Below are 13,605 nucleotides of genomic sequence, written 5' to 3' on the forward strand. Positions count from 1 at the left end.
TCGGTTACGGGGCGTACTCTACCTCGACATCGTAATCATCATCGTCAAAGTCGTCGTCGTCACCTTCATCGTCGTCGCGTTTACGGCGACGGCCAAGACGCGCTTCCGTTCGGGCCACTGATTCTTCTTCCATGCGGCGACGCATTTCCTGCTCGCGGGCATGAGCTTCTTCATCTTCATTTTCCAGGCGCTGCTGCTCCGTTAGCCAGCGATACGCCGCCTGTACCAACTTGTCAGTGCCGTCGCTGCTGATGGCCGAGATGCGGAATACCGGGCCATCCCAGTTCAGCGCTTGGATAATCGCCTGGGCGCGGGCTTCGCGCTCATCTTCCGGCAACAGATCAAACTTATTCAGCACTAGCCAACGCGGCCGCTCAGAAAGCGCCGGCGAGAACTGGCCTAGCTCGTGAATAATCGCCTGGGCCGCTTCCACGGGGTCAGACTCGTCAAACGGTGCTACATCCACCACGTGGAACAGCAGACGTGTACGGGTCAGGTGCTTCAAGAAACGTAACCCCAGGCCCGCGCCATCAGAGGCACCTTCAATCAGCCCTGGCACATCGGCCATCACAAAGTGCTCGTGCATACCCAGCTTCACAACACCCAGGTTAGGCACCAGGGTAGTGAACGGATAGTTTGCCACTTTGGGTTTGGCCGCAGATACCGAACGGATCAGTGTAGACTTACCCGCATTCGGCATGCCCAGCAGGCCGACATCAGCCATTACCTTCATTTCCAGGCGCAGGTTGCGTCGGTCGCCTTCGGTGCCCGGCGTGGTACGGCGTGGCGCACGGTTGGTCGAGGATTTAAAGTGAATATTCCCCAACCCACGACGACCACCTTCGCCCACCAGTACCACCTGACCGATATCGGTGACATCGGCGATGACCTCAAGGGTATCTTCATCGATCACCGTGGTGCCCACCGGCACTTTTACGTGCAGGTCTTCACCGGCTTTACCGCTCATCTGGCGGCCCATACCGCCCTGGCCGTTTTCCGCTTTGTAAAAACGCTGAAACTTGAAATCGATCAAGGTGTTCAGCGAGTCGTCACCAATCAGGTAGACGCTGCCACCATGGCCACCATCGCCACCATCAGGGCCACCTTTGGGCACATATTTTTCGCGGCGAAAGCTCAGACAGCCATTGCCGCCTTTACCTGCCTCAACAATAATCGAGGCTTCATCGACGAACTGCATTGGATTCTCCCGGCCGCTTCCGCCGCCCTAACTGCAATATCCCGCCCGTTAACAACGAGCAAAAGGGATCGAAAAGACAAAAAAGCCCCGCCATGGCGGGGCTTTTATTTCGTCATCTTCGTTCTGCGCAACAGCTGTTGCTTAGGCAGAAACGATGCTAACGAATTTACGGTTGTTCGGACCTTTAGTCTCGAACTTCACGAAGCCGTCGTTCAGAGCGAACAGCGTGTGATCACGACCCAGGCCAACGCCAGTGCCTGCGTGGAAACGAGTACCACGCTGACGAACAATGATGCTACCCGCGCTGGCTGCTTGGCCACCGAAGAGTTTCACACCTAAGCGTTTGGACTCGGAATCGCGACCGTTACGCGTGGAGCCGGCTGCCTTTTTATGTGCCATTGCAAAATCCTCCTTAAGGGAATCGACTGCTTACGCAGAAATTCCGGTAATTTTGACTTCAGTGAACCACTGACGGTGGCCCTGACGCTTCATGCTGTGCTTCCGGCGACGGAACTTGATGATCGTTACTTTATCGCCACGGCCGTGGGAAACGATTTCAGCAGACACTTTGGCACCGCTTACTAAAGGCGCGCCAACGTTGACGTCATCGCCGTCTGCAACCAACAGCACTTCATCAAACTCAATCGTTTCGCCGGTAGCGACTTCGATTTTTTCGAGCTTGAGGGTTTGACCTTCTTGAACGCGGTACTGTTTGCCACCGCTTTTAATAACTGCGTACATGTCGCTCTCCGGACTTGTCGTTAATGCCGATTACGCCCCGCGTAACCAACGCTCATCGCCTTCCGCTCTTATCGACCTGCTGCGAGTGGCGCCCCTTTTGGCAGCCATCTGACAGGGAGCATGATGAGTGGGTCGCGAATTATAGCGACTATCGCGGTTTACCACAAGACTACGGGGCATTGTCAATCACGTACCGTACCACGAACGTCTATCGCTACCTTGACGCCTCACAGACAGCCCCATAGCATGGCTCCAATTATCTCACCCCCGCGATGAACGGAACCCATGACAGCCAACGTCTCTCAAACCCCGCCTGCCAGCCCAACGCCTTCACCGCTGCACGCCGTGGTGGCCGATGACTTTGACGCCGTAAACCGCACCATTGTCGCGCAGCTGAATTCCAAGGTGCCGCTGGTAGAAACCATCGGCCAATATATTATTGAAAGCGGCGGCAAGCGCCTGCGCCCTTTACTCGTACTGCTGGCTGCCCGAGCACTGGGCTATGAGGGCGACAAACACATCACCCTGGCCACGCTGATCGAATTTATGCACACCTCCACGTTGCTGCATGACGATGTGGTCGATGAATCGCACATGCGGCGTGGCAAAAAAACCGCCAACGATGCCTGGGGCAACGCACCATCCGTGCTGGTGGGAGACTTCCTCTATTCGCGCTCGTTTCAAATGATGGTGGACGTAGGATCGATGCGCATTATGGCGATTCTATCCGGCGCGACCTGCGTCATTGCCGAAGGCGAAGTACTGCAGCTCACCAATATCGGTAACCCCAGCATTTCTGAAGCGGATTACTTTGAAACCATTCAAGGTAAAACAGCGATGCTGTTTGAAGCCGCCTCCCACAGCGGTGCCGTGCTTGGCGACGCCACCGCTGAGCAAGAGCGCGCCCTGCAGTACTACGGCCGCTACTTAGGCCTCGCTTTCCAGCTCATCGACGACCTGCTGGATTACCAAGGCGACGCCGAGGCCATGGGTAAAAATGTTGGCGACGACTTGGCAGAAGGTAAACCGACCCTGCCACTGATTCACGCCATGGAACGCGGCACACCTGAACAAGCCAAGCTAATCCGCCAAGTAATTCGCAAAGGCGGGCTAGAACAGCTCGACGACGTGCTTGAGATCATCAACGCCACTGGCGCGCTAGAATACACCCGCGCGCGCGCCGTTGAGATGGCCGATAAAGCCCTGGCCGAACTTGATACCCTGCCACCCAGCCCCTACCGCGATAGCATGGCTAACATCGCTCGGTTAGCGGTTGATCGCAAAGCATAAAGTCTGCGCAACAAAGCAGCCCAACGCGTAAAAAGGGACTTGAAAAAAACCCTTCGCCTGCGTATGATTCGCTCCGTTGTTAAGCACTGCTCAGCACGCTTTCAGCAACATTGTTGCAACAACGTTCGGAATATAGCTCAGCTTGGTAGAGCGCTGCCTTCGGGAGGCAGAGGTCGTAGGTTCGAATCCTGCTATTCCGACCAAAGAATTCAGTAAAAACGGCCACTTAGCTAATACAGCTAGTGGCCGTTTTTGGTTGGGTGGCTGCTAGGTTCCATATAGGTTCCAAGTGTCATAATTTACGGTTTCATCAGATTTTTGCTGAGCTCTCCCAGCATATAAGTTCCCGTTGGCCATAGCACTAAACTAATCTATCTATGCGACCATTATTTGGTGTAATTAAATCTTATCTAATTTTGAGTGTGTAAGCTCGCGCTAGAATTGGCACAGAAAAAGCCTCATGGGACATTTCACATTTGGCTTGATGATTGGTACTGGCTCATCCAAGAAGCGATCGCAACGAATCTTGAACGGGCCCAGGATGTTTGTGCTGAACTCTCGCCCAGTCTGTTACTCCCTTAGCAATGCCCTCATACCCTGGGAAGAGAACAGACCCTGTGACGCCTAATAGAGCGCATCCTGATAGTAGCTGTGGTGCTTCTGATTTAGGTAGCCTCAGGCGCTGTAGATGAAATGGAGCGTCAGGCCCGGTTAACCGATCTGCACTTCCATCCAGGGTACTTGCCATGAACACGTCATTCCCCGTACCCGAACCGGTAATACGCGAAACTGTGAATAGGCCTGACTGTGCCGCTAGGTAAGGGCTCACGCCCCCAGGTGTCTTGATCACTTCCACTTCTCTACAGCGGGAACTAAGCGCCCATACCGCGAGGTAGCCCTCGAGTTCTTCCTTAAGGTTGGATAACGCTGATGAGGCAGCGAAGTAAGCTGCTACATAAGGGCTCCGTGTCCAGTCCAGAAGGCAGGTAGGCACTCCGTGATGCTGCGCAAAAGCAAGGACTTGATACACTTCTGTAGGCGGCCAATCTCGAGTTGCAGCAAGAGTTTGCTGGCTTAGGAGTCTACGCACGGAAACAGAATCGCCTGGCACTTGCAGCCCAGCCTTATCACAGGATTCAAGAAAAGCTAGGAGAACCGTCCTCTCGAAAGTCAGCTGTTGGTCAGGATTAATATCATGATCGCCATAAAAATTTGATGCGGTGATATCTCCCTCAAGCCGATGCGCAGAAGGCACAAGATTAAAATTTACGTCGGGCTGGCCACGGAAGATGTGTATATCTGGATTCCAACGATCTGTCTCGAGAGGGTTGAGATAATCCAAAAACTTTCGTGCAGTCGTGAAGGTATATTCTTGAAAGCCGGAAGTATAATCGCGGGACACTCTGTTACTCCTACATGTCAGGGCCAGGACAACCCAGTTGACTTCGCTGCCACGCCCTAGCTGAACCTGGACACTGAATCGCCCCGGATATTTTAGACACCCGTTAGGCTCTTAAAGTAACGCCTTTCATAATCAACCGGTGACAAGTTATCACTTGTGCCGTGTCGGCGCTTTGGGTTGTAAAACATTTCAATGTAATTGAACACGTCACGTCTAGCCGCTTCGCGTGTTGAATAAATCTGTCGCTTGATTCGCTCCCGCTTGAGAAGTTGAAAGAAGCTTTCAGCAACGGCGTTGTCATGACAGTTACCACGTCGGCTCATACTGCCTACCAAGCAATTCGCTTTCAGAAAGCTTTGCCAGTCTCCACTGCTAAACTGGCTCCCTTGATCCGAATGCACCATCACCGTTCCTTGTGGCTTGCGTCGCCAGACTGCTGATAACAAAGCATCCAGTGCCAACTCCGTAGTCATGCGAGACTTCATCGACCAGCCAATCACTTGACGGGAAAACAGGTCGATAACTACCGATAGGTAAAGCCAGCCTTCGTAAGTGCGGATGTACGTGATGTCCGTCACCCAAGCAATATTTGGCGCTGTTACTTCAAACTGACGGTCTAAATGGTTAGGGGATACGGCAGTCGGTTTCCCATCGCCATAGCCGCCAGGGCGTCGTCGATAGCCCGTCTGAGAGCGTAAACCTTCCCTATTCATAAGACGCGCCACACGGTGCTTCCCACAAGCTTCGCCAGCTTCACGCAAGTCCTGGTAGACCTTGCGATAGCCATATACACCGCCGCTTTCAAGCCAGGAGTGCTTGATCAATCCCAGCAAGCGCTCATCTTCCCGCGCTCGATTAGAGAGCGCTTTTTTACACCATGCGTAGTAACCGCTGGGGTGCACTGCCATCATCTGACACAAGCGACGTACCGAATATTGGCTCGAATAATTTTGAATAAACGCGTACCTCAGTCGGACTCCCTGGCGAAGTACGCGGTGGCCTTTTTTAATATGTCTCGCTCTTCTAATACGCGTTTGAGTTCGGCCTTCAAACGACGGTTTTCAGCTTGGAGATCATCATCCTCTTGCCGTTGTTCTACCGGCTTATCGTATCGCTTAATCCAGTTGTACAGGCTGTGACCTGACACGCCTAGCCGCTCAGCGACCTCGGCCACGCGATGGCCGCGCTCTACCACTTGTTTGACGGCTTCGATTTTGAATTCTTCAGTGTAGCGGGGATGGCTCATGGTTCCTCCTAGATACCTTTAGTATAGGGCCTGGAGGTGTCTATGAAACCTGGGGCGATTCACCCATCACTTTTAAGCGCTCCCCTGTCCGGTGTGCTATCCCCCATAACTCTGTTACCGGCAACTGCGTTAGGATTGCTTTGGTCATGGGGCTATTGGCTTCAAGCTTGCAGACACCTTTGAAAGCAGCGTTTTTCTTAGCAGCATGGTTCGCTATTTTGGCCAGCACTCGTGTGGGGGCAAAACCAACCGACACGGGTATCCCTGTCCACTGCCGCACAGTCTTGCGTAGACGTTGCCCTCTTTCTTCTAGAGTGTCTAGTTCAAAGCCCTGGAAACCGACAAAACACTCATCGATTGAGTACACCTCTACATGAAGTGAGAACTCAGCCAATACCTCTGTGATGCGTCGGGACATATCGCCGTAAAGGGCATAGTTACTAGAGAGCAGAACTGTTTGCCGACGTACATGGGGAGGCAACAGGTGCATAGGCGTGCCCATTTTAACTCCCAGGGCTTTTAGCTCATTAGAGCGAGCGACAACACATCCATCATTATTCGATAGCACACCGACTGGCTGGCCTTCTAATCGAGGATTGAAAGCCCTTTCACAGCTAACGTAGAAGTTATTGCAGTCCACCAGCGCTATCACGGTAATGACCTCAACACGTTATGAATTACATCTGTAACGACGCCCCATACATGAGATTCACGACCATCCAAGGGAATAGGCTTGTAGGCAGGATTACTGGCTTTGAGGTAGGTGCGTTGGCCAATTCGATCTAGCTTTTTGACGGTGAGTTCACCATCTACAGCGATGACGATAATACGACCTGGCAGGGCTTCCAGACTTCTATCCACGACAAGCAAATCACCATGATGAATACCGTCACCAATCATAGAGTCGCCCTCGGCACGCACGAAGTAAGTAGCTGCTGGGCGCTTCACTACATAGCTGTGCAGGTCTAGCTCTGTATCGAGGTGATCATCAGCAGGTGAAGGAAAGCCAGCCCTAACAGCGCTCGTGAACATAGGAAGTGGCTGGAATCCAGCCAGAGGATCGGCTTTTCCGACAAATGAAGCAGTAAGTGACATGAGTATGGCCCTCCATAATTACTGTATAGAAAAACAGTATCTTTATAGAGAGCCAAATGTGCAAGGCTTGTCGTTAGAAGTCTTCTATCGGCGCTTGGCCTGCTTTATCTTTAAGCCGATTAAGATGCTGACCTGGAAGGAAAAAAGAGGCTGACAGGGTAGGCCCCCAATATTCATCCTCGTACACATATACATCAACTGCACGTGCATCTGATGGCATGCCTACTAAAAACTCTTCGGCATCAGAGTAGTCCCGCATACTATCAAGATATTCTTGCTCGACTAATGACGCACCAAAGTATCCCGACCTCAGCTGCTCCCTTTCGAAAGCCGCAATATCTGATAATAAGCTGGCTTCATCCTGGTAAGTACCATTCCTAGCATGTGCCACCATGTCGAACGTACCGGTGTTACCCTCAGCGAATACCAACCCAAAACTACGTACAAGCGCACCTATAAGTGTGGCATACAAGTCATCGCTATAATCTGCCACAACGCTGGTGTACATCAGCGTGTCGTCGTCATTAAACATGAGCTGCCCCTGAAAGGAGCGCTGCAGAAAGGTAATGTCATCGTGGCATAACGCATACTCCCCTAGATCAGACGTACAGTCGTAGTACCCCTGGCTCCGAGGAAACTCATCGATATGCTGGCCGTAATGCCAGTCCTGGAATAGACGAGTATCATCATTGGCCACCGCTATCGGCACGGCAATAAGCGAAGCACTTGCTAACGCTGCAGTGGTGATCCAGCACTTCATTCCCTTGCTCCTTTCTTTTAGGGGCAAACCAGCCCGCTGTTTTTAATAGTTTCTACGCTAGCCACACCTAGCCCACTTACCTGCGAAAGCTCATCTGCATTTGTCCAAGGCCGCATTTCAATAATCTGTTCGGCTCTAACCGGGCCAACATTCGGTAGCTCGGTTAGTTGTTCAGCAGTGGCTTCGTTAAGGTCAATGCAATAGATAGGGTCATTAGCTGCTTCATAAGCCCCACCAACGAAAGAGGATAGCAGTAATTCAGCTGTGCCCAATGCCAACCAGACAGGAGCGTGATCCGACACAATGCTTCGGGCCGTCACATGATCTGCTTCTAGCAACTCAGGAAACTGAACAATTCCACGACTCGTAATATTTAACTGTCCTGGGGATTTCCAAAAGTTGTCATAGAGGTTGCTCCACACACCTTCGGATGTACCCAGTGTTGTGGCTCCGGCAGTAATCGCAGGTATAGCACCAAGTGTCTTCAGCGGCTCCCAGCCATTGTGGGAAGGCCTGAGATTGAAATCACCAACAAGTAAGCGCGGCGTATCTGGGTATACCTCTTCCAACCACTGCCAATAGCTTGCAAGTGCTTCAATTTCCGGTAAACGGTCACCAATGCTTCGACCGTAGGTAATATGTACGTTAGCAAGGGCAAACTGCTGGCCTGTTCTATCACTGCGGAATTTGGCAGAAAACGGCTCCCGAGCAAACACATCTCGACTGTCGATATACACTACTGCACCGGAGTCATAGGATACGGCAGAGTCACGCCACACAAACCCATAGTGTTCTCTATAAGTGGAGCGACCAAGCGCGTGGCTGGCCATGCTCGACCAGCTTTCATCACTAGCAGCTTCTAATTCAGCCTCAAGACGCTCCAAAGCTTCCTCGTTCATTAATTCCTGGATCGCTAGTACGTCAAAGTGATTGGCTATATGAGCGACCTTGTCATAGCGTTTGTTGTTGTCCCAGCCAAGGTTCTGGATATTCCAACTACCAATAATTATGTTTGCGAATGCTGCTGAAGGAAGCATCAGGGCTACGGCGAGGGCACAGAATAAAAATCTCACAAGCTATCCCTAAATTTATAAATGCTTGGTTCATCACTTGATTTGATGAATAGTAGAGCTATGAAGCCTGGAAGCAGTGCTGCATATGCCAATCCAGCTTTTCACGATCTGGCTTCAGTTCAGCCTCATGTGGAAGTACGGTCAGCTCTTTACCATCCAGTCGATAGTAGGCTTTGCCGTTAAAATACAGCTCGTGGATTTTAGGGCTGATGCGAATTTTGTAGTCAGGATCTATGCCTACTAACCCCGTATCAAAGAGGCGATGAAAATCGGCTCGGAGTAGTAGACCATTCCGCACGTCGTGCTTTTTTTCTTGGGCAAATGGCTTAATGTGCGCTGCCTCTAGTGTCACTAAGGTATTTTCACCCGTCATCGCGCAACGCCGTCGGTAGGCATCGGTGACCATTACACGAAAAGAAGACTGGCCGATGCGTGGTTGATATGTCTTTTCTTCTCCATAGCCACCAAGAATTTCAGCATCCCCCTGGGGGCTATCCTCTTTGGCCTGGGTCTCCATAACTTCACGAAAGTGTCGCCAAATGAAAGCGCCGCTAAATTCACCTGTATCGTAGTGCTTACCACGCACGATATTAGGTGACCACTCTGGCGGCTTCTCCAGCCATTGATTTTGAGGAAAGAAAAAGGGATTGGCGAGCACGGTACATCCAACATCCCTAGACAGGTCATGTCCTCTTAACGCCCCAACCATCTTGCTGAACTCAGCTAGTGAACTGGCTCCGTTCTTCTCACCAAACACCTCCCACGCTAGGTGCAGAGGAAGGACTGATGTTGTGACATAAAAGCCTCCACCCGCGATATGGTTATAGGGCCGCTTCAATTTAAACAGAAACGGCATTCCGGCTGGGGGCCGTTTAAATAATGGCGTTGCACTTGGCTGCCAAAAATTAACTTCATCAAGTCCTTTATCCTGAAGGTTAGAAAACCATCGATTGTCAGTGACTCCAACCCAATATTTCACAGGATCATCTCCATAGGCACCAGCACAACATGGGTTAATGATGCAGCTAATCAGCTGGCCAATAGACATGCATCAGCGGCAACAAAGCACGACCTTCAGTATCAAAATTTTGGTAGTTGTCGACTGCCAAGTTGGCTAAGTCATCAAGGTCTACCAGTGTGATCGGGTTAGGCGCTCTCTCAGCTTCATACCTGGCTTCGCGGGTAAAGCCACCCGTACTTACAAAGATACCGTTCTGACCGCTTCTGACCACAGTGATAAAGCTGCGAAGCAATGTTGAACCCATGCTTCCACTACGGTGCTTGATCTCAACTTTAATATGCGGCTTTGTAAGTCCTAGCCCATCAGGAGATGCTTCCACATCTACACCTCTATCAGGGCCACGAGGTGATACCTTGGTGCGATAACCCATCGCTCGCAGGATAGCAGCAACAAAGTGCTCCATATCTTCAGGAGTAAGCTGCAAGATCCGGTCTTTGATTAGCTCATGGCTTTGGGCACGGATATGTTCACTAAGCTGAACAAAGTCTGCCTCTACTTCTTCTGGTTCCTGAGAAAGTGCAGGTTGCTTGCCCTCTAGGGCAGCACGCATTTCATTGATAATCGCATCTGATAAGCTGAATAAGGCAAGGGTAGAACCAAGCGAGTTGCGTGTGGACTGGGTCAGAACATCACGAGATACCTTCCCTTCCCACTTCACCCAACGAACATGGGCATAGTCTTCTACCTGATAATCGCTGCTTAGGAACTCATACTGCCCTTGGTCTATACCGACCAAGTACTCTCTTAGCTCTGGACTGTAAGTGACGACTATGTCACCTGGTTTGATTGCATCAAAGAACTTACGAATCATGGCCACAGCATTAGCTGTTCTACCTGGCTTAGCATTTCCATGATGTTCAATATAGGCGTGACGTAACTCTTGATTCGAATGGTATTGGCTTAGGTGGCCAAGGGCATTCCACCCAACGGCAACACAGCTGCGTGACTCAAATAAATCAAACAGCCGACCACCTTCACCTGCACGAATCATCCAACCCTGGGGCATAGTTAGAACCTTAAATTTTGGGAGTATACGTAACGATCACAAGCCTGCCCAAGAAGGTTAAGGCTTATTCAGAGACTGCCGCTCTATATTTTTGATTTTTGGCCTAGAAAGGGTCAATTTTGCGTATCGCAGCATAAAACCATTCTGACCAGCTATTCAGCTTGACTTGCTCTTTGATCAATTTAAAGCATTCTTAAAAAGCTAGCTAGTTAGCTCCCTACACAACTGTGCTAGCTCCCTACACAACCACACTAACTCCCTACACTTGAAACCAAGCTCCCTACACATGGCCACCGTTATGCGCGCTAAAATAAATAGGGGCTTTTAAAGCCGTATCAGAGGCAATATTATTCAGGGTTCTATGTTGCGAAGTACCTAGTGGCAAACGCTTCTACAATGTTACGGGTATGGTCTGGCCTGAGGTGTGCATAGTGCTTAATCGTGGTCTGAATATCACTGTGAGCCATCAGCTTAGAGACTGCTAGCAGGTCAGCACCTGCCATCACCAACTGAGACGCAAAGTTGTGACGCAAGGTGTAGAGCACCAAGCCGCTGGGTAGCTTGGCAAATGCCCTGACCTTAGCCCATGGTTTTTGCATCGCCGTTCTATCAAACCGCTTACCCGTAATCGGGTTAGGGAATACCCACCCTGTTTTGGGCTTGCCTTGTTGTTGGTGCCATGTTGCAAGCACCTCAATAACTGGCGTAGAGAGCGGGAAAGTCTGTGGCTCTGGACGTTGGTGCGCTGTTTTCTCTATCGTTTTTCTAACTGTCTTGAAAGGCAGGTTGACGTGCTCCCAACGTAAGCCCGCTATGTCACCTGGTCGAAAGCCTGTGTAATACATGAAGAGTATCCAGGGCTTCACATGATCTGCGTACGCTACCTTATCCAGGTCAGGCAGGTAGGCTTTGCCATGTGCCCGGCTGCTACGCCTCTGCTTACGCTTTTCTTCCTGATAACGCTCTAGCCCCAGAAAGAGTGCTTCTACTTCTTCTGGCTCCAGATAGCGCCGCTCAACACCGGCATCTGCTAGCTCTTGCTCTGTTAGCGCGGGCTTCTGCAGCTTTATGCCCGCTACTGGATTGAAAGGAATGACTTTCCGGTCAGCGGCGTGAGCCAGCAATGTATGGAGCGCCCCGAAGTCACGCTTCATGGTAGAGAAGGCGCGTGGTTTGGTAGGTGCTTTGCTAGTGGAGTTCACTGGTTTAATGGCCTCTTGGTCAGCCTGCCACCGCTCAATATCCGCACGTGTAATGCTACCCATAGGCCTATCAAGCCAGTCTGCAAAAGCCTTATGAAGTCGGTTTAAGGTAGCTTGGCCACCCTTCTTTCGGCCTTGATAAGCGGCATAGGGGCCTTTTAGGTAGGAACGCAACGTTTGCTGTTCTTGGAGCTGATGATCAAGCCTCGTTTGTTCAGCAATAGCACGAGGATCTTTACCCTGTGCAATGTCAGCCAATGCTTCCTTTGCCAGCTGTCGTGCTTCTTCAGCGGTTATCTCACCATAACGGCCAAGTGTCAGTACACGACGCTGACCAAGGGTGTTGTAATAAGATAGTCGACAGGTAAGGCCACGTTTACCTGAGCGGATGTGGTAGCCCCCTAAGGCGGTATCCCACACCTCGTTACCATCAGGCAGCTGCTTGGCCAAACGATCTAAGGTGCGGGTGGTTAGGCTGGCGGTTGTTTTAGCCATTGCAGTCACCTTTTTCTAGGTTCCAAATAGGTTCCAGACGTTGGAAAATACCCACATTGCTCAGCAAAAAGGTGATGAAGCGGTATATGAATAAGCCTATGAAATATTTAAACTATCCAACTATTTAGGCGATATGGCCTGTCGCCAAAATAGGCCCAAAGTATCCTTCGGGAGGCAGAGGTCGTAGGTTCGAATCCTGCTATTCCGACCAAAAATTCTATGAAAAACGGCCACTTAGCTAATACAGCAAGTGGCCGTTTTTTGTTTGCTTCTCTCCCTACCCTGGCGGGTGAATCAGCCCCACCACGCTGACCAAAATCAGCACGGCTCCCAGCACGCGGAAGAACAGCCCGGTGTCTGCTTTTAGCATGTAGCGGTGGGCTTTTTCGCCTAGCAAATGGCCGATAAATGCGCAGGGCAGTAGCCATAGTTGATGAATCAGCTGGAGGTCGACGCCGGCGATGATGAACGACGCCATTTTGATCACCACCAGGATAAACCACAGCACAAACATGGTGTCGCGCAACTGCTCTTTAGCAACGTGGGTGGCGAACACCGCGACAATCAGCGGCGCGCCAATCAATGAGGTGCCACTGACATAGCCACCGAGGGCAAGCAGCACGATATCGACGTATTTGTTGTTACTTCTAAACGGTTTATTCAGCACATAGCCAATGGCATAAATGATCACAATGCCGAAAATGATGTTGGTCATGATCTGTGTGGGCAGCGTTAACAGCCCCACCACCCCGATCAACTTAGGCACAATCATGATTTTCAGGGCTTTGGTTAAATAGCCCCAATCGATATTACTTTCCGGCGACGTACTTCCCACGCCCGCTTTCTGCACTTGGCGATGGCCGTTCCAGGCAATCTAGCTGGAAAAAATCAGCAGATGAATGGCTACAATCGGCAGGAAGACCAGCGGCTCGTTTACCACCAGCAGCAGAAAAGGCAGCGCCAGCACGGCGCCGCCAAAACCAAGGCTAGTGCGAACAAAACCGCTCCAAGCAAAAATAAGTCCGATGAGAAGGTACTGGTACCAGAGTAAATCTGTCATTGCTCGTGCAGGGCCT

Annotated in this window: 13 protein-coding genes, 1 tRNA gene and 1 pseudogene; 2 read left to right on the forward strand and 13 right to left on the reverse strand. The window is 51.0% G+C overall.

Annotation, left to right across the window (positions count from 1 at the left end; all coding sequences use genetic code 11):
- Nucleotides 1–4 precede the first annotated feature (4 nt).
- From cgtA to rplU, 3 genes are all read right to left on the reverse strand, one after another.
- On the reverse strand, nt 5–1,198 hold the full coding sequence (cgtA, locus tag L1X57_RS04220) for an Obg family GTPase CgtA (protein WP_009723800.1): 1,194 nt from the start codon (nt 1,196–1,198) through the stop codon (nt 5–7).
- A gap of 141 nt (nt 1,199–1,339) precedes the next feature.
- Nucleotides 1,340–1,597 carry a 50S ribosomal protein L27 gene (gene rpmA / locus L1X57_RS04225; RefSeq protein ID WP_009097313.1) on the reverse strand — a complete coding sequence of 86 codons (258 nt, stop codon included), beginning with the start codon at nt 1,595–1,597 and terminating at the stop codon, nt 1,340–1,342.
- Between the two features lie 30 nt (nt 1,598–1,627).
- Complete coding sequence (rplU, locus tag L1X57_RS04230; protein ID WP_009723801.1) at nt 1,628–1,939, reverse strand: 50S ribosomal protein L21; 312 nt, start codon at nt 1,937–1,939, stop codon at nt 1,628–1,630.
- 285 nt (nt 1,940–2,224) lie between these two features.
- Between rplU and ispB the strand changes: the two genes are divergently transcribed.
- Both ispB and L1X57_RS04240 read left to right on the forward strand, forming a co-directional pair.
- On the forward strand, nt 2,225–3,229 hold the full coding sequence (gene ispB / locus L1X57_RS04235) for an octaprenyl diphosphate synthase (RefSeq protein WP_009723802.1): 1,005 nt from the start codon (nt 2,225–2,227) through the stop codon (nt 3,227–3,229).
- A 126-nt stretch (nt 3,230–3,355) separates the two neighbouring features.
- Nucleotides 3,356–3,432, forward strand: a tRNA-Pro gene (locus tag L1X57_RS04240).
- Nucleotides 3,433–3,728: 296 nt separating this feature from the next.
- Here the strand turns inward: L1X57_RS04240 and L1X57_RS04245 are convergent.
- From L1X57_RS04245 to L1X57_RS04290, 10 genes and pseudogenes are all read right to left on the reverse strand, one after another.
- Nucleotides 3,729–4,631: an FRG domain-containing protein gene (locus L1X57_RS04245; RefSeq protein ID WP_009723803.1), complete on the reverse strand. Its 903-nt coding sequence runs from the start codon at nt 4,629–4,631 to the stop codon at nt 3,729–3,731.
- 92 nt (nt 4,632–4,723) lie between these two features.
- Nucleotides 4,724–5,877, reverse strand: a protein-coding gene (locus L1X57_RS04250) for an IS3 family transposase (protein ID WP_143759676.1) whose coding sequence is annotated in 2 segments (ribosomal slippage) — nt 4,724–5,634 and nt 5,634–5,877 — 1,155 coding nt in all. Because the reading frame shifts where the segments join, the coding sequence is not laid out codon by codon here.
- A gap of 40 nt (nt 5,878–5,917) precedes the next feature.
- Entirely contained in the window at nt 5,918–6,529 is a 612-nt protein-coding gene (locus L1X57_RS04255; RefSeq protein ID WP_234667943.1) for a Y-family DNA polymerase, read from the reverse strand.
- Nucleotides 6,526–6,972: a LexA family protein gene (locus L1X57_RS04260; RefSeq protein ID WP_009723805.1), complete on the reverse strand. Its 447-nt coding sequence runs from the start codon at nt 6,970–6,972 to the stop codon at nt 6,526–6,528. The genes L1X57_RS04255 and L1X57_RS04260 overlap by 4 nt, the downstream gene beginning before the upstream one ends.
- Before the next feature lie 73 nt (nt 6,973–7,045).
- A complete protein-coding gene (locus L1X57_RS04265; RefSeq protein WP_009723806.1) occupies nt 7,046–7,732 on the reverse strand; it encodes a hypothetical protein in 687 nt (228 codons plus the stop codon).
- A gap of 17 nt (nt 7,733–7,749) precedes the next feature.
- A complete protein-coding gene (locus L1X57_RS04270) occupies nt 7,750–8,769 on the reverse strand; it encodes a helix-hairpin-helix domain-containing protein (protein WP_143759764.1) in 1,020 nt (339 codons plus the stop codon).
- 94 nt (nt 8,770–8,863) lie between these two features.
- Entirely contained in the window at nt 8,864–9,784 is a 921-nt protein-coding gene (locus L1X57_RS04275; RefSeq protein WP_039869365.1) for an HNH endonuclease, read from the reverse strand.
- A 46-nt stretch (nt 9,785–9,830) separates the two neighbouring features.
- Nucleotides 9,831–10,832, reverse strand: coding sequence for a restriction endonuclease (locus L1X57_RS04280; RefSeq protein ID WP_009723809.1), 1,002 nt, complete (start codon nt 10,830–10,832; stop codon nt 9,831–9,833).
- A gap of 359 nt (nt 10,833–11,191) precedes the next feature.
- The gene (locus L1X57_RS04285; protein WP_009723810.1) at nt 11,192–12,529 is read right to left on the reverse strand and encodes a site-specific integrase; all 1,338 of its coding nucleotides are present in this window, start codon (nt 12,527–12,529) and stop codon (nt 11,192–11,194) included.
- Between the two features lie 277 nt (nt 12,530–12,806).
- Nucleotides 12,807–13,589, reverse strand: a pseudogene (locus L1X57_RS04290) (TSUP family transporter).
- Nucleotides 13,590–13,605: the final 16 nt, after the last annotated feature.

The organism is Halomonas sp. TD01 (assembly GCF_923868895.1).
In the GTDB taxonomy this organism is placed as follows: domain Bacteria; phylum Pseudomonadota; class Gammaproteobacteria; order Pseudomonadales; family Halomonadaceae; genus Vreelandella.